The 15,640-nt window shown below is 69.9% G+C and carries 13 protein-coding genes; 8 read left to right on the top strand and 5 right to left on the bottom strand.

Translation table 11 applies throughout. The features are described 5' to 3' along the window. Positions 1-266 precede the first annotated feature (266 nt). Positions 267-755 carry a hypothetical protein gene (locus tag PPSIR1_RS26650; protein ID WP_006974304.1) on the top strand — a complete coding sequence of 163 codons (489 nt, stop codon included), beginning with the start codon at positions 267-269 and terminating at the stop codon, positions 753-755. Here PPSIR1_RS26650 and PPSIR1_RS26655 read toward each other — a convergent pair. Next, positions 703-1,344 (bottom strand): 3'-5' exonuclease, encoded by a 642-nt coding sequence (locus PPSIR1_RS26655; RefSeq protein ID WP_006974305.1) that lies wholly within the window; start codon positions 1,342-1,344, stop codon positions 703-705. The genes PPSIR1_RS26650 and PPSIR1_RS26655 overlap by 53 nt on opposite strands. Before the next feature lie 44 nt (positions 1,345-1,388). Here PPSIR1_RS26655 and PPSIR1_RS26660 point away from each other — a divergent pair, with 44 nt between their 5' ends. Continuing rightward, the gene (locus tag PPSIR1_RS26660) at positions 1,389-2,456 is read left to right on the top strand and encodes a hypothetical protein (protein ID WP_157596018.1); all 1,068 of its coding nucleotides are present in this window, start codon (positions 1,389-1,391) and stop codon (positions 2,454-2,456) included. Here the strand turns inward: PPSIR1_RS26660 and PPSIR1_RS43880 are convergent. Further along, complete coding sequence (locus tag PPSIR1_RS43880; protein ID WP_006974307.1) at positions 2,443-2,910, bottom strand: MarR family winged helix-turn-helix transcriptional regulator; 468 nt, start codon at positions 2,908-2,910, stop codon at positions 2,443-2,445. The two genes, PPSIR1_RS26660 and PPSIR1_RS43880, sit on opposite strands and share 14 nt — an antisense overlap. Positions 2,911-3,039: 129 nt before the next feature. Here PPSIR1_RS43880 and PPSIR1_RS26670 point away from each other — a divergent pair, with 129 nt between their 5' ends. Both PPSIR1_RS26670 and PPSIR1_RS26675 read left to right on the top strand, forming a co-directional pair. Further along, positions 3,040-4,245 carry an acetyl-CoA C-acetyltransferase gene (locus PPSIR1_RS26670; RefSeq protein WP_006974308.1) on the top strand — a complete coding sequence of 402 codons (1,206 nt, stop codon included), beginning with the start codon at positions 3,040-3,042 and terminating at the stop codon, positions 4,243-4,245. Positions 4,246-4,272: 27 nt separating this feature from the next. Further along, on the top strand, positions 4,273-6,462 hold the full coding sequence (locus tag PPSIR1_RS26675; protein WP_157596019.1) for a 3-hydroxyacyl-CoA dehydrogenase NAD-binding domain-containing protein: 2,190 nt from the start codon (positions 4,273-4,275) through the stop codon (positions 6,460-6,462). Positions 6,463-6,529: 67 nt separating this feature from the next. Here PPSIR1_RS26675 and PPSIR1_RS26680 read toward each other — a convergent pair whose 3' ends face one another. After that, the gene (locus PPSIR1_RS26680; RefSeq protein WP_006974310.1) at positions 6,530-6,853 is read right to left on the bottom strand and encodes a hypothetical protein; all 324 of its coding nucleotides are present in this window, start codon (positions 6,851-6,853) and stop codon (positions 6,530-6,532) included. 296 nt (positions 6,854-7,149) lie between these two features. After that, the gene (locus PPSIR1_RS26685) at positions 7,150-8,130 is read right to left on the bottom strand and encodes a hypothetical protein (RefSeq protein ID WP_006974311.1); all 981 of its coding nucleotides are present in this window, start codon (positions 8,128-8,130) and stop codon (positions 7,150-7,152) included. Between the two features lie 154 nt (positions 8,131-8,284). Between PPSIR1_RS26685 and PPSIR1_RS26690 the strand changes: the two genes are divergently transcribed. After that, complete coding sequence (locus tag PPSIR1_RS26690) at positions 8,285-9,325, top strand: VWA domain-containing protein (RefSeq protein ID WP_157596020.1); 1,041 nt, start codon at positions 8,285-8,287, stop codon at positions 9,323-9,325. Positions 9,326-9,451: 126 nt separating this feature from the next. Here the strand turns inward: PPSIR1_RS26690 and PPSIR1_RS26695 are convergent, their stop codons facing one another. Next, complete coding sequence (locus tag PPSIR1_RS26695) at positions 9,452-11,107, bottom strand: hypothetical protein (RefSeq protein WP_006974313.1); 1,656 nt, start codon at positions 11,105-11,107, stop codon at positions 9,452-9,454. A gap of 333 nt (positions 11,108-11,440) precedes the next feature. Between PPSIR1_RS26695 and PPSIR1_RS26700 the strand changes: the two genes are divergently transcribed. The 3 genes from PPSIR1_RS26700 to PPSIR1_RS26710 all read left to right on the top strand — a co-directional run bounded on the left by PPSIR1_RS26700 (position 11,441) and on the right by PPSIR1_RS26710 (position 15,636). Then, positions 11,441-12,580 (top strand): phosphatidylethanolamine N-methyltransferase family domain-containing protein, encoded by a 1,140-nt coding sequence (locus tag PPSIR1_RS26700; protein ID WP_006974314.1) that lies wholly within the window; start codon positions 11,441-11,443, stop codon positions 12,578-12,580. 276 nt (positions 12,581-12,856) lie between these two features. After that, positions 12,857-14,515 carry a hypothetical protein gene (locus PPSIR1_RS49580; RefSeq protein WP_198154616.1) on the top strand — a complete coding sequence of 553 codons (1,659 nt, stop codon included), beginning with the start codon at positions 12,857-12,859 and terminating at the stop codon, positions 14,513-14,515. After that, entirely contained in the window at positions 14,512-15,636 is a 1,125-nt protein-coding gene (locus PPSIR1_RS26710) for an MXAN_2562 family outer membrane beta-barrel protein (protein WP_006974316.1), read from the top strand. The genes PPSIR1_RS49580 and PPSIR1_RS26710 overlap by 4 nt, the downstream gene beginning before the upstream one ends. The last annotated feature ends 4 nt before the right edge of the window (positions 15,637-15,640 follow it).

Here is a 15,640-nt window from a genome sequence, read left to right on the forward strand (position 1 = left end):
ACAGTCGGCCAAATTTGAATACGCACAGTCCGTTCCATTCGCGAGGGTTGGGGCCCGCGAGCGCGAACCACGGAGCTTTTCTATCACGGGGTACGGGTCACGCTCCAAGGAAACTCGCGCCCAAAGGCTGCGACTTTGGTTTGACCCCAGTCCCGACGCGGTGGAAACTTGGCGGGCAGCACCACCCCCCGCGCGGGGGGTTCTTCGAAGGCCGCGTCGCCTGTTCCCCCGTGGGATTGCCTCCTTTCCGACCTCACCCGCCCGTCATGGAAGTCCGCCGAGAGAGCACGAACTTTTGCGTCGCCCGTGATCGCGCCCTCGTGGTCGTCGTCTGGGGCCGCGACGTCATCGCGGACGACCTCGCGCAGCTCAGCGAGGTCCAGCGCGAGGTCGTCGGCGAGTACGAGCACTGCGTGGTCACCAGCATCATCCGCGCGGGATTGAGCCTCGCGGTCAAGGAAGACGCCCGCAAGGCCGGCGAGCGCAACCTCGCCGAGTTCGAGGGCTACACCCTGGGCTCGGCGATGGTCGTCGAGGCCGGCGGCCTGCGGGCCAGCTTCTTCCGCTCGGTGGTCACCGGCATCCAGCTCGTGACCCGCTCGGCCGTGCCCCAAAAAGTGTTCCACAACATCGACGACTCGATGCGGTGGCTGCTCGCCTTCCCGGGCATCGACCCGAGCACGGCCCAGAGCGTCGACGAGCTCACCGCCGGCGCTTACGCCCTCGCCGAGCGCTACGGTCAGCCCCTCGACTGACCGAGCGTCGCTGCCCTGGGGCCTCGCCCGGGGCCGGAATCGGCTGCGCGCCCACGATGAAGGGCAGGATCTTCGCGATGTTGCGCGCGTCGTCGATGCCCCGGTGGTGGGTGCCCTCGAGGGGCAGGCCCAGGCGCCGGAGCGCCCCCGCCATGCCGTAGCGCTTGCGCGTCCCCAGCACCCGCGAGAACCCGGCCTTGAGGTTGAGGTGATCCGTGAACGGCAGGGCCACGCCATGAAAGCGCGCGTCCTGTTCGAACTGGCCGCGGTCGTAAGCGCCCCACGAACAAAACCGGGGGCGGCCGCCGTCGTCGTACATGAACGCGCGCAGCTCGGCGATCACCTCGGGGAAGGTCGCCGCGCCGTCGACCTCGGCCTGGGTGATCGAGGTCAGCTGGCGGCAAAAGGGCGTCAGCGTCCGGTGACGGAGCGGTCGGACGAAGCGCTGGAACTCCCGCTTGGGGCACAGGGTCTGGCCGTCGACCAGGACCGCGCCGATCTCGATGATCTCCATCTCGCGCCGCGGCACGGCGCCCGCGTCGTCGCAGGTCGCCTCCAGATCGATGACGAGGTAATCTCGGGTAGTCATGTCTGTCACTCCAATCAATGGAGTCGGGTGTGACGCGGCTGTCGATGACACGCTCGGACAAAAAGCCGGACAGGTCCAGCCCGCCGGTCGAACCCGGCCCGCCAGCCCACACTGAAGGCCCCTCGGCCGCCCCCTTCGACTGGCGCGACTACGTCGACGCGCTCATCGCCGAGCGCGGCTCCCTGGCCGCCCTCGCGGCCCACCTGTGCGAGCGCCGCAACCACGCCGAGGACCAGGGCAGCGTCGAGCGGGGGCTCCGGAGGCTGCGCGAGCGCGGGTCCAGGCCCGGCGGCGTGTGGGGGGACCGAGCCCTGCGCTGCTTTGGCCTGCCCGGGGCGGTCAGCGATCGCGTGCGCTGGATGGGCCAGTACCACACGCGCTTCACCGACCTCCCCGTGCCGCTGGCCCAGGAGCTGCTCCGGCCCTGGGACCGCCCGCCGCTGAGCGAGGGGCCGGAGCGGGTGTGGATCCTGCTCGGCCAGACCAGCTTGGCCCTGCGCCGCCGAGACCCCGAGGGCGCCGCGGCCCTGCTCGAGCAGGCCGCCCTGCTCGACGCCCGCTGCGAGCCCACCGCCCGCGTCGAGCTCGCCCTGGTCGAGGCCTTCGTCTACGCCCGCCGCCACCCCGTGCGCGCGGGCGAGGCCCTCGAGCGCGCCAGCGCCCTGCTCGACGAACACCGCGAGGCCCTCGAGCGCGACGCCCCCGAGGACTACGCCTGCCTGTTCGCCCGGCTCATCGACCAGCGCGCCTACCCGCTCAACAAGCCGCCCAAGGGCCACGGCCGCCCGGTCCACCACGTGGCCCTGGTCCTCTACCAGAGCATCCCCGAGGACGGGCCGCCCTTCGCCCGCTGCCGCCGACACAACGGCATGGGCTGGACGCACCTGCACCTCGGCGAGGGGGAGGCCGCCCGCCGCCACGCCCTCGCCAGCGTGCGGGCGGCCGGCGACAGCGGCTCCCTGCGCATGCGCGCCATGGCCCTGAACCTGCTCGCGGCGACCCTCGAGGCCCGCCACCAGCACGGCGACGCCAGGCAAGCCCGCGCGCGCGCCCAGGCCATCGCCGCCCGCCTCGAGGACGAGGCCCTGCGCCTGCGCTTCAGGTCTCGATGACGACGTTGGAGCGGACCCGCTCCACGAGCTTCCCGAGCTGCTCGACCTCTTTTTTGGTGAACCCGGCGAAGGCGACGTCGAGCAGGCCGTTGCTGACGTTGAGGAAGCGCGGGAAGGCCCGGTAGGCCTTCTTGGACGGGCGCACGAGGATCGCCCGGGTGTCGCGGGGATCGGCCGCGCGCTTGACCCAGCCCGCGGCCTCGAGCGCGCGGATGAAGCGGCCGACGGTCACCTCGGACAGGTTCATCTGCCGCGCGAGCTGCCGCGCCGTCAGCGGGGCCTTCTCCTGGAAGAGGATCATCAGCGCGTTCGCCTGCGCCGGCGTCACGTCCTTGAGCCGCTCCTGCGCGAGCAGCTGTTGCACGTGGCGCTCCATCTCTCGGTTGATGCGCGAGAGCTCGAGCGCAGCGTCCGCCTGCTTGCGGCGCAGGGCAATCTGGGCGCGGGAGGCCATGGCGGGCAGCTTGCCGGCCCCGCGCCCGCCTGGCAAGGCTGCTTGCGGGAAAAGCTGAGCGTGCTTAGCATTTTGCTCCCACCCGGCCCCGCGCCTGCGCGCCTGGCCGCACCAACAAGGAGTTCAGTCGTGTCCGAAGCCATGATCTTCGACGCCGTACGCACGCCCCGAGGCAAGGGCAAGGCCAGCGGCAGCCTCTACACCGTCCGCCCCGTGGACCTGCTCGCCACCACCCTCCGGGCCCTGCGCGATCGCAACGCGCTCGACACCAGCCACGTCGACGACGTCATCGCCGGCTGCGTGACGCAGACCAGCGAGCAGGGGGCGTGCATCGCTCGCTTCGCCGCGCTCACGGCCGGCTACGCCCAGGAGACCTCAGGCGTGACCCTCAACCGCTTTTGCGCCTCGGGCCTCGAGGCCTGCAACCAGGCCGCGGCCCGAGTCGCCGCTGGCTTCGAAGATCTGGTCATCGGCGCGGGCGTCGAGAGCATGTCGCGGGTGCCCATGGGCAGCGACGGCGGCGCGATCTGGGACCCCCAGACCCAGTGGGAGGTCGGCTCCGTACCCCAGGGCATCTCCGCCGATCTGCTCGCCACCACCCGCGGCTTCGGCCGCGAGGACGTCGACGCCTTCGCCGTCGACAGCCAACGAAAGTGCGCCGCCGCCATGGAGCGCGACGCCTTCGCCAAGTCCGTGGTCCCCGTCGTCGACCGCAACGGCCTGCCCGTGCTCGAGCGCGACGAGTACCCCCGGCCCGGCACCGACATGGCCGGCCTGGCCAAGCTCGAGCCGGCCTTCGAGATGATCGGCAAGCAGTTCGGCCTCGACCACCTGACCAAGCCCGTCTACCCCGGCGTCGAGCGCATCGACCACGTCCACCACGCCGGCAACTCGTCCGGCATCGTCGACGGCGCGGCGGCGATCTTGTTCGGCTCCAAGGCCAAGGGCGAGGCCCTCGGGCTGAAGGCGCGGGCCAAGATCCGCGCCGTGGCGACCATCGGCTCCGAGCCGATGATCATGCTCGACGGCCCCATCCCCGTGACCCGCAAGATCCTCGAGCGCGCCGGCATGGAGATCGGCGACATCGATCTCTTCGAGGTCAACGAGGCCTTCGCCGCCGTGCCCATGGCCTACATGCAGGAGTTCGACATCGACCCGGCCAAGGTCAACGTCAACGGCGGCGCCATCGCCCTGGGCCACCCCCTGGGCGCGACGGGCTGCATGCTCCTGGGCACCTTGCTCGACGCCCTCGAGGAGCAGGACAAAAACGTCGGCCTCGTGACCCTGTGCATTGGCGGGGGCATGGGCGTGGCCACCATCATCGAGCGCGTCTGAGCGGCCGCGGAGACATTGGAGACCGTCATGACTGAGCTTCAAAGCCACCAAAACCCCGCGGTCCGCGGGAGCTTCGACCCCGCCACGGGGATCGCCACGCTGACCCTGGCCATGCCCAAGGTCAACGTCATCAACGACACCTTCGGCGAGGGCCTGCGCGACGCCCTGGCCTGGGCCACGGGCCCCAAGGACAGCCCCCGCGAAGGGCTAAAGGGCATCATCGTCACCTCGGCGCACAAGGACTTTTGCGCCGGCGCGGACATCGACAAGATCTACGCGATGCGCGACGCCGCCGAGGTGTTCGCCGCGACCCGCAGCCTCAGCCAGCTCTACCGAGCCATCGAGACCGCGGGCGTGCCCGTGGTCGCGGCCCTCAACGGCACCGCCCTCGGCGGCGGCTACGAGCTGGCCCTGGCCTGCCACCACCGCGTCGCCGTGGACAGCCCCAAGATCAAGTTCGGCCTGCCCGAGGTCCAGCTCGGCCTGCTCCCCGGCGGCGGCGGGACCCAGCGCCTGCCCCGGCTGATCGGCATCCAGCCCGCCGTCGAGGCCATCTTGCAGGGCAAGGAGTTCCGCGCGCCCAAGGCCAAGAAGGCCGGCCTGGTCGACGCCCTGGTCGCCGACCAGGACGCCCTGCTGCCCGCGGCGGCCCAGTGGATCGCCGACAACCCCAAGGCCAAGCAGCCCTGGGACGAGAAGAAATTCCGCGGCACCCTCAGCGGCCCGCGGCCGGGCTCGCCCGACGCGCGCAACATGTTCATGGCCGCGTCGGCGATGCTGCGCAAGAAGACCGCCGGGGTCTTCGTCGCCCCCGAGGCGGCCCTGAGCGCGATCCAAGAGGGGCTCAGCCTCGCCTTCGATCGCGCCCTCGAGGTCGAGGCCCGCTACTTCACGGGCCTGGTCGTCGGCGACCAGAGCAAGGACATGATCCGCACGCTGTGGTTCTCGCGCCAGGCCGCCCTCAAGCACGAGGGGCTGCCCAAGCTGGCCGAGGGCGACGCCGCCGGCATCGAGCGCGTGGCCATCCTCGGCGCGGGCATGATGGGCGCCGGCTTGGCCTACATCTGCGCCGACGCGGGCTACCAGGTGGTGCTCAAGGACATCAACCAAGAGGCCCTCGACAAGGGCGTCGCCCACTTCGAGGCGCAGCTGCGCAAGCGCAAGCGCCACCTCGACGACGCGGGCCGCCAGGCGATCCGCGACCGGCTCACGCCCAGCTTGGAGCTCAGCGCGCTCTCGGACAACGGGGGCACCGACCTCATCATCGAGGCCGTGTTCGAGAACCTCGACCTCAAGCACCGGGTCACCAGGGAGACCGAGCCGACCCTCAGCGCGGACGGCATCTGGGCCTCGAACACCTCGGCGATCCCGATCGGCGACCTGGCCAAGGTCTCGGCCCACGCCGACCGCTTCATCGGCCTGCACTACTTCTCGCCCGTCGAGGTCATGCCCCTGCTCGAGATCGTCGTGGGCCCCGAGACCAGCGAGCGGACCCTGGCCCGCTGCCTGGACTTTTGCCGGCGCATCAAGAAGCTGCCCATCGTCGTCAACGACGGCTACGCCTTCTTCACCAGCCGGGTGTTCTCCAGCTACATCATGGAGGGCGCGAGCCTGGTCGCCGAGGGCCACGACCCCGTGCTCGTCGAGTGGGCCGCGCGCTCGGCCGGCATGGTCGTCCCGCCCCTGCAGGTCTTCGACGAGGTCACCCTGACCCTGGGCCTCAAGGCCAGCGAGCAGGGCAAGGTCTACCTCGGCGAGGCCACCATCGAGGGCGCGGCCATGGATCTCATCCGCGCCCTCGTCGAGGACCACGGGCGCCCCGGCAAGGCCGGCGGCGCGGGCTTTTACGTCTACAAAGACGGGCGCCGCAAGGGCCTGTGGTCCGGGCTGAAGGGGCTGGCCAAGACCACCCCCGAGCGCACCGGGGTCGACTACCTCGCCCGCCGGCTGATGCTCATCCAGGCCGTGCAGTCGGTGCAGTGCCTCGCCAGTGGCGTGCTCCGCAACGCCCGCGACGGCGAGGTCGGGGCCATCTTCGGCATCGGCTTCGCGCCCAACACCGGCGGGCCCTTCGGCTGGCTCGACCGCCAGGACCTGCGCGCCGTGGTCACCGAGCTCGACGCCCTCGCCAAGGCCCACGGCGACCGCTACGCCGCGCCCGACCTGCTGCGCGAGATGGCGGAGAAGAACGAGAAGTTCTTCCCCGACACGCCCTGAGCCTGCCTTGCCCCCGCAAGCGTCTCCGCACCGGGGGCGCCTGTGGGGGCAGAGCCTGCTGAGCGGGCTAAAACGACGCGTCCGCCGACGGCTCGGCCTCGAGCCAGGCGAAGGCCTCGTCCGGGTCCTCGAACATCTTGAAGTTGAGGCCGGCGGGCGCCATCCGCATCAACACGTTGATGGTCGCGCGGACGACCACGCTGTCGACGACGCTGGCCCACGCCTGGTACTCGAAGGTCACCGTGCGAAAGTACTTGCGGACGTCCGAGGGGTATTCGGTGCCCTTGGCCGTGAACGACAAGATCTTGGGCTTGCCGCTGAACTCCGGGAGTCGGACGTGCCGGACGAGGGTCTCGCACTCGCTGACCGCGAGCCGGCCAGAGCCAGACACGTACAGGTATGGCTCCCCAGACGGGAACCCACGGACATCGCACTGGATCGGCATGGACGAGTCCCCCGGAGGAAACGATCACCAATTTAGGTTCGCGGGGCTCCGCGAGTCAACGCCCGTCTTCGAGGGTGGGCCCCCAAGGACTTGGAGGCTGTCAACAAATCCACGCCCCGCTCGCGCGGGGCGACCACACGCCCTCTTGGAGGCACGAACTCCATCGCCCACCAAGCCAAAGCGGAGGAGCGGATAGCGACAAGCGCCCCGGTCCTCCGATGCCTGCGGGGGTAGAGCAGAACTCAGAGCCCCGAGGGGCCGACAAAGAAGGCCTGCCGCGGGAAGCGAGTCCCCCACCCGCTCTCGAGCCCGTCCGGGTCGGGCTCGCTCGAGTCCCCCGTGAAGATCGGGTTGCTGAGCTCCGGCCAGCTCATCCATTGGAAGCCCGCGTCAAAGCGGTAGAGCATGTCGTTGTCGAGGTGGAGGTAGATGATCAGCCACTCCGGATCCTGGCCGATGAGCGCCGGATCGGCCCAGGCCACGTCCCAGTTGCGATCGACGCTCGCCAGCGGCGCCCCAGGGGGCTGGGCGTCCGCGACCTCCATGGTCTGCATGTAGACCGCGCTGCCGTTCTCGTAGACCTCGTAGATGTAGTTGAACGGTCGCTTGGAGAAGTTGATCCGGGCCGGCTCCTGCGGGCTGATCTCCGGCACCATCGCGGCGTCGTCGATGTCGAGGCCCGCGATCACGCCGAAGCTGTCGGACATCGGCTCCGGGGTCTGCCACTGGCCCTGGATGCGGTGATAGAACATGTCGTCGGCGCCGAATACGAACAGCTGGTCCCACTCCTCGAAGTAGGTGACCCCGCGGGGCTCGACGCTGCACGGCGGCGCGTTGGCCCCGGTCCACACCTGGCTCAGGGGGACCTCCTCCCAGCTTCCGTTGTTGAACGAGTAGCGGTAGCGCGAGCGCGTGCACTCCGGCTCGCCGGTCTCCGTGCTGCCCTCGGTGGAGGTCCCCTCCGTCGAGCCTTCGGTGGTCTCCGCGCCCGTCGACTCCGACTCGGACTCCGACTCCGACTCCGTGCTCGTGTCCGTCTCGCCCGCGGTCCCGGTCTCCGTGCTCTCCTCGCCGACCTCCGTGCCCGCCGTCTCCGTGTCCTCCGTGCCGGCCTCGTCGTCGTCGACGGACACGGACATGAAGGTCTCCTGGTCGCTGGTCCCCGCCGCGCAGGCGGTCGCAAACAGCATGGCGAAGGTGAGCGTGGCGTGGGACCGACTCATGCCTCGATCCTAGCTGGAAAGGGCTGCGCGCCGCTCCTGCTCGGGTGTATCGGCGCGCCCACACAGGGCCTCCTAGCGTAGCTGAGACTACCCTTTTCGCAGCAGCGCGCATTGGGGATCCCGCGCGCACGGTGCGTTCGCTATGCTCCCCGCGATGCCGAGCTCTCGCCTCCTTCACAGCGCGCTGTCCCTGTCCATCGCGGCCTCCGCGACCCTGGGCCTGACCGGCTGCGGCCTGGCCCTGACTCAGATCCAAACCGCCGCCGACAAGCCCAGCAACGTCGCCGTGTACTTCAAGGTCGAAGACGGCAAGGGCGAGCCCGTCGGCGGGATGACGGCCGAGCAATTCGAGATCTACGAGGACGGCGAGCTCGTGTCCGTGCTCGAGAGCCAGCAGACCATCCTCAACCCCGAGGTCGCCGCCTCCCACTACACCCTGCTGCTCATCGACATGAGCGGCTCGGTGGTCGACTCGGACGACGCGACCAAGGTCACCGAGGCCGCCCTGCTGTTCACCAGCGAGGTCGAGAGCAACAACAAGGTCGCCATCTACGCCTTCGACGGCGAGGAGAAGATCCACAAGATCAGCGACTTCACCGGCTCCGAGGGCGCCGCCGAGGCCCGGGCCAACTCCCTCGCCGGCTTCCAGCCCAAGGACAAGAGCACCAACCTCAACGGCGCCATCGTCCAGGGCCTCGAGGTCCTCGACGAGGGCCTCGAGAAGGCCAAGAACCCCCTGCGCCTGGGCACCCTCGTGGTGTTCACCGACGGCACCGACCGGGCCTCGCGGGTGTCCGAGGACGAGATGCTCAGCGCGGTCAAGGACACGCCCTACGAGGTCTTCGCCATCGGCCTGGGCGCCGAGCTCAGCGAGGGCGACCTGCAAAAGATCGGCAAGTCGGGCACGGCCCTGGCCAAGGACAGCGGCGAGATCCAGACCGCCTTCGAGAGCATCGGCGAGCGCATCGAGAAGCTGACCCGCAGCTACTACCTGCTCAGCTACTGCTCCCCCGCCCGGGCCGGCGAGCACACCGTGACCATCAAGGCCAAGCACACCCCCGAGGGCAAGAAGAAAGAAGAGGTCGGCGACCTCGAGTCCGAGTTCGACGCCGAGGGCTTCGACAAGGGCTGCGACCCCAACCAAAAGCCCAAGTTCGACATCACCAAGGGCGACTCCCTGTCGACCGAAGAATAGCGCTCAGGCCCAGGCCGCCGCGCCGACGACCAGCTTGCCCGTGTGGGCAGCTTGCCCGTGGGCCTCGGCCGCCAGGGCGTCGAAGGCCGCGCGCGCGTCGTCGAAGAGAGCTCGGGCTGCGCGTCGTCAAATCGCCGTGATGTTCAGCTCGTAGCTGCCCGAGCCGTTGAAGCCGTCGACGAAGATCGAGATGACCTGCCCGGCGCTCAGCTCGAGCACCGCCGACGACCACAGCTCCTCTTCGGTGTCGTCGTTGCACACCAGCTCCGGACCTTCGCAGCCCCCGTCGCGGATGTACATCAAGGTGTCGTAGGCCGAGCCCTCGAGGGAGATCAGGTAGCTCCCGTCGGCGGGCGCGGTCCACCACAGCTCAGCCTCGGGCGAGGGGTTGTTGGTGCAGCTGCCCTCGTGCTCGTTGCCCTGGCCCCCGGTCGTCCCCGAGAAGCTCGTGGGCACCCCCTCCGGGATGGCCTGGCCGCAGCCGGGGTCGGGATCCGGGTCGGGGCTGCCGCCCTCGACGTCGACGCTGACGTTGATGGTGTCCGGCGTCTCGGGCACCCACTCGGCGATCAGGAACACCTCCTCGCCCGCGGCCAGGGAGCGCACGATGTTGCCCTGGTCGTCGATGCACTCGGCGTTGGCCGAGTCGCAGTCCGCCCCGAGCACGGCCAGCGCCGAGGGGTTGACCCCGCCGGACACGCTGAATTCGTAGCTGCCCGCCTCGGGCGCGCTCCAGCTGAACACGCGCTCGGAGGGGAAGGGGCTGCACTGGTTGAAGACGTCCCCGTCCTCGAGGAAGGAGCTCCAGGTCACGCCCGAGGGCACCCCCGCGGGCATCACCGTGGCGTCGTCGCACAGGGTCGGCGGCGGCGGAGGAGGCGGCGGCGGCGGCTCGTCGTCGCTTTGCCCGGTGAGCACGAAGTCGCCCTGCGAGGTCCCGTAGCCGTCGACGACCAGGGTGATGGTCTGGCCCTCCTCGAGGTCGATGATGATGCGCGACTGGAGGTCCTCCCAGTCGTCGTTGCAGTCGATATGCGGCCCGTTGCACACCCCGTCGAGGGCGTAGAGCACGGTGTCGTAGTTCGAGCCTGCGGTGTCGAATTCGAAGGTCCCGGTGAAGGGCGCGGTGAACAGGAAGGTGCGGTCGGGCGCGTCCCAGCCGCTGCAGTCCGAGCCGAAGTTGTTCCCGCCGCCGACGGTCGAGCCGAAGATCTCGAAGGGGAAGGCGCCGATCTCCCCGTCGGGGCAGTCGCCCGGGTCGGGATCGGGGTCCGGGTCCGGGCCGCCGATGAAGAAGGCGTAGAGCTCGAAGAAGCCCGGCCCCGAGCTCTCGTCGACGACGAAGGTGTAGAACTGCCCCTCCTCGAACTCGACCACGTCCCCGCCGCCGAACACCGAGTCGACGCAGCCGAGGACCGCGTTGTCGCAGCCGTTGCCCTCGAGGATGTGCAGGTCCATCTCGGTCTCGGCGAAGAAGCCCAGCTCGTAGAAGCCGCCGACCGGGGCCCGCCACACGATGCCGTAGTCGTTGCCGTTGGGCCCGCAGATCGCCTGGAACTCGTCGCCGGAGCTCTCGTCGACGTAGTCGCTCCAGTACAGCTCGAAGTCGTCGCCGAGGCTGACGTTGATGCACTCGCCCCCGCTGGTCTCCTCCTCGCCCCAGTCCGCGTCCTCCTCTTCCTCCCAGTCGTCGGTGGTGTCCGTCTCCGTGTCGGGCTCGACCGGGTCGAGCTCGTCACCAAAGTCGTCGTCGCCGAACCCCTCGAGGTTCGCCGGGCCCACCGGCCCGCACCCAGCCGCGAGAGCCCCCACTCCCGCCACGCCGGCAAGTGCCACGAGCCGCCGTCCATTCGCAATCCAAGTCCGCATGCCTTCGAGTGTAGGCGACCCCGACCCCTCGGGCGAGATTTGCCAGGAATCTGGGTTAAAGCCCGGCGGGGTCGCTGAAATCACTGTACGTGAGCACAGGGCGAGAACGCCCTGCTTCCCCAGTATTTGAGGTCGGGATCGGGTCTCGGGCCCCGCGCAGGACCCCGTCACGCCGAGCTGAGTTCCAGATCACGCAGCGAGGCCGAGCCGCTTGGGCGCCCGCACCGACTTGGCCATCATCGCGCCGTGGACGGTCTCCGCGAACCCGTGACCCTCGAGGGCGTGCTCTTTGGCCTGGCGGCCTACGGCGGCTTCATCGTGCTCTTGTTCTTGCTGACCAAGTTCCTGCCCGGGCCCAGGGTCCAGGGGCAGCCCCTGCCCGCGTCGACGGGCCAGGGCGGCAAGCGGCTGACCTACAAGATGAACGGCATGGCCCTGTTCGTGGCCACGCACATGCTGATCTTCGTCGTGCTGCACCGCCTCGGCTGGTCGCTCACGCCGCTGCTGCGCGAGTTTTGGTCGCTGCTCGTCGCCGCCAACCTGATCACCCTGGCCTGGCTCGCGCTGATGTTCCGCGCGGGCAAGCGCAAGCTCGCCGAGGCGGCCAAGGCCGGCGAGGACGATGCCGAGCTGCGCGAGCACGGCCCGCTCTCGCGGCTGTGGCTGGGCATCGAGCTCAACCCCTCGCTGTGGGGCGTGGACCTCAAGGTGTTCGCCTACCAGCCCTCGCTCATCGGCCTGGGCGTGCTCAACGTCGCCTTCGCCGTCGCCCAGTACGAGGCCCTCGGCCACCTGACCCCGCAGATGATCGCCTACCAGGTGTTTTGGTGGGGCTACCTCTTCTCCCACTACTGGCTCGAGGACAACGTGCTCTCGATGTGGGACGTGATCGCCGAAAAATTCGGCTTCATGCTGCTGTGGGGCGACCTCGTGCTCGTGCCCTTCTTCTACTGCATCGGCGGCTGGTGGGTGCTCAACCAGACCGAGCCCATGCCCTGGAGCCGGGTCGCGCTGATCGCCGCGCTGCACGTCGTCGGGCTGTGGATCTTCCGCGAGTCCAACGCCCAGAAGAATCGGTTCAAGAAGGACCGCAGCGTGAAGATCTGGGGCAAGCCCGCCGAGACCATCGGCGACCGCCTGCTGATCTCCGGCTGGTGGGGCATCGGCCGCAAGCTCAACTACACCGGCGAGATCATGGTCTACATGTCCTTCGCCCTGTGCACCGGCTTGAGCTCGATCGTGCCCTACCTCCTGCCGCTGTGGCTGTGCTGCCTGCTCCCGCACCGCGCGTGGCGGGACGAGCAGCGCTGCGCGGCCAAGTACGGCGAGCTGTGGGTGCAGTACACGAAGATCGCCAAGTTCCGGATGATCCCCTTCATCTACTGACGCCCGCACTCTCACCCAGCCGCCAGGACCTGGCCGGTCCGTCTCCGGGCCAGGCAGCCCGAGTACGCCACCGACGCGGGCAGGACCGCGGCCGCGTTGACAAAGTGGCACAGCCTCGGGATCCCGCTGACAGCGCGACGGGCTGCCCGTCCATCCAGACGCGGCGATCCCGTCGATTTGCCCCACCAGGCGCCCCCGAGGGCCGTCAGCGCAGTGAGCTCCAACCACAATCCCGGCCTGGGCGGGCTGGCACCTGCGTTGCATAATCCCCCGACGATGTCGCCATCGGCTCTTCGATCGGCGCGCCGCCCGGGCGCGACGCCTCTGACCTCCGCCCGCCTCCTCGGCAGCGGCCTCGCCCTGGCCCCAGCCCTGGTCGTGGGCGCCCTCGCGCTCACCGCCAGCCCGAGCGCGGCCCTGGCCGCCCCGCCCACGGCCGAGGACTTCCAGATCACCTACTTCCTGACCGACGAGTACGGCAACCGCTCGCGGCAGATGCAGCCCCAGGACATGCAGCAGTTCTTCGGGCAGGCGCGCTGCGAGTGCGGGCAGTCGATCATCGCGCGGGTCAGCCTGGCCGGGAACAGCATCGACAGCGAGCAGATCCAGGTCTTCGTCGGGCAGCAGTGCAGCATGGCCCAGGCGCTCATGGGCATCGGTCAGTTCGCCCCCTGCGCCCAGCTGGTCGCGACCTTGCCCCAGTCCTTCCAGACCGGCCCCGAGTACCTCTTCGATCCGGTCTGGCTGGCCTACGGCGCCGAGGCGGAGCAGTCCATCGCGACCGCCGTGCCCGTCGGCGGCTGCGAGGCCGCGGAGGGCCAGGGCGGCATCTGGGTGTGCTCGGGCGTCAATGAGTGCAACACCGGGCAGTTCTTCATCGACGGCACCGTCAACATCAACACCCAAAACTCCGACACGCCCCAGGGCATCAACTTCGACTACATCCCGCCCCTGACCCCGCCGGCCAACTTCTCCGTCGAGGCGGGCGACAGCGCCGTCGAGATCACCTGGGACAACCAGGCCACGGCCGACGTCGCGGGCTACCGGGTGCTGTGCGCCGACGAGAACGGCGAGCCCATCGACAACGGCGTGAACCCGCCCAACCCCGCCGTCGACGACCTCGTCCTCGGCCAGATCTACTTCAACCAGGCGAACCTGTGCCCCGGCGGGCCCTTCGGGCCAGACTACGACCCCGAGGGCGGCGGGACCACGGACGGCGGCGAGACCGAGACGGACACCGGCACCGAGGACACCACGGACACCGGCACCGATACGACCGACGGTACGGACACGACCGACGGTACGGACACGACCGACGGCACGGACACGACCGACGGCACGGATACGACCGACGGTACGGACACGACCGACGGCACCGACACCTCCGACTGCGAGCTCGGGACCCAAGGCTGCGAGTGCGCGGACGGGGACGTCTGCGACGACGGGCTGCTGTGCCTCGACGGCTCGTGCGTGGACGAGGGCTGCAGCGGCAACGACGGCGAGCTGGGCTGCTTTTGCGACAACGGCGAGTGCAACGGCGACCTGGTCTGCGACGGCCAGTTCTGCGTCGAGCCGCCCGACCCGATCTTCGACCTCGACTGGAGCTACGTGTGCTCCGAGCACCTCGCCAACACGACCCAGCGGGCGCGCATCGAGGGCCTCGAGAACGGCAAGACCTACCAGTTCCTCGTCGTCGCCTACGACGCCTACGGCAACCCGGTGCACCCCGACGCCGCGCTCACGGCCACGCCCGTCCCGACCAACGGGCTGTGGGAGGAGTGTGAAAACCAACCCGGCGTGTGCGGCGAAGGCTGGACCTGCAGCGTCGTCGAGGCGCCAGACCAAAACGGTCAGGGCTGGCTGCTCGGGCTGTTTGGGCTCCTGGGCCTGACGGGGCTCTCGGGCCTGGCCCTGCGTCGGCGGAGGCGCGCATGAGCCTGATCGCTGCGCACCTGGCCGCGACGCTCTGCTTCGCGGCCCCGCCCCCTCCCCCGCCGACCGAGCCCGCGACCGAGCCCGAGGGAGAGGCGAGCCCGGAAGGCCCCGCCGAAGAGGGCGAGGCACCGCCGCCGCCCGAGACCCCCGCCGAGGGCGTCGAGGGCCCCGCCGAGCCCCCCGTCGACGAGCGCTACGACCCCGTGCTGCCCTACGGCGAGTCCGAGGACCCCGCCGAGGGTCTGCAGTACGCCGAGGAGACCCCGCCCCCGGCGGACATCCAGTACGCCGAGGAGACCCCGCCCAGCGGCGACGTGGACTACGACCAGAGCCGCCAGCGCCCCGCCCCCAACGACGACGCCCTCGCCCGCGAGTCCGACGAGGCCGACGACCTCGGCGAGCGCGAGTTCCAGGGCCGCGAGGAGTCGCCCCAGCGCTTCGCCGTCGAGATCAAGTTTGGGCCCTACCTGCCCAACGTCGACCAGCGCGCCGGCTCGGGCCTGGGGCCTTACGCGACCGTGTTCGGCGAGACCGACGACATGGGCGTGGCCATCGACCAGCCCAAGCAGGGCCTGTACTCCGTGCTCGGCTTCGAGTGGCAGTTCGTCGACCTCGCCGGCCCGCTGTCGATCGGGACCACGGTCGGCTTCTTCCGCGACACCGCCGACGCGATCATCACCGAGCCCGCGGCCGACGCGACCACGATCCGCAGCAGCGCGGACTCGGCCGCGTTCAGCGTCATCCCCGTCACCTTGCTGCTCGGCTACCGCTTCGAGCTCATGGCCGACCGCTGGCGCGTGCCCCTGGTCCCCTACGCCCGCGGCGGCGTGGGCTACGGGTTTTGGATCGCCACCAAGGGCGCCCGCAACGACCGCACCACCAACGAGGCCGGCGAGGACAGCCGCGGCGGGACCTGGGGCTGGCAGGCCAACCTCGGCCTGATGCTGCGCCTGGACTTCATCGAGCGCGCCGCCGGCCTCGAGCTCGACCGCGCCGTGGGCATCAACCACACCTACTTGTTCGGCGAGTGGCAGTTCTCCCGCCTCGACGGCTTCGGCTCCGACACGTCCATGGTCGTCGGGGACGACACCTACCTGCTCGGCCTCGCCGTCGAGTTCTGAGCGT

The organism is Plesiocystis pacifica SIR-1, assembly GCF_000170895.1.
GTDB classification, from domain to species: Bacteria; Myxococcota_A; Polyangia; order Nannocystales; family Nannocystaceae; genus Plesiocystis; species Plesiocystis pacifica.

Coding starts and splice junctions, on each gene's coding strand:
- PPSIR1_RS43880 (WP_006974307.1), bottom strand. CDS start 2,910: ATGGCCTCCCGCGCCCAGATTGCCCTGCGCCGCAAGCAGGCGGACGCT.
- PPSIR1_RS26685 (WP_006974311.1), bottom strand. CDS start 8,130: ATGAGTCGGTCCCACGCCACGCTCACCTTCGCCATGCTGTTTGCGACC.
- PPSIR1_RS49580 (WP_198154616.1), top strand. CDS start 12,857: ATGTCGCCATCGGCTCTTCGATCGGCGCGCCGCCCGGGCGCGACGCCT.
- PPSIR1_RS26690 (WP_157596020.1), top strand. CDS start 8,285: ATGCCGAGCTCTCGCCTCCTTCACAGCGCGCTGTCCCTGTCCATCGCG.
- PPSIR1_RS26655 (WP_006974305.1), bottom strand. CDS start 1,344: ATGACTACCCGAGATTACCTCGTCATCGATCTGGAGGCGACCTGCGAC.
- PPSIR1_RS26650 (WP_006974304.1), top strand. CDS start 267: ATGGAAGTCCGCCGAGAGAGCACGAACTTTTGCGTCGCCCGTGATCGC.
- PPSIR1_RS26710 (WP_006974316.1), top strand. CDS start 14,512: ATGAGCCTGATCGCTGCGCACCTGGCCGCGACGCTCTGCTTCGCGGCC.
- PPSIR1_RS26660 (WP_157596018.1), top strand. CDS start 1,389: ATGACACGCTCGGACAAAAAGCCGGACAGGTCCAGCCCGCCGGTCGAA.
- PPSIR1_RS26675 (WP_157596019.1), top strand. CDS start 4,273: ATGACTGAGCTTCAAAGCCACCAAAACCCCGCGGTCCGCGGGAGCTTC.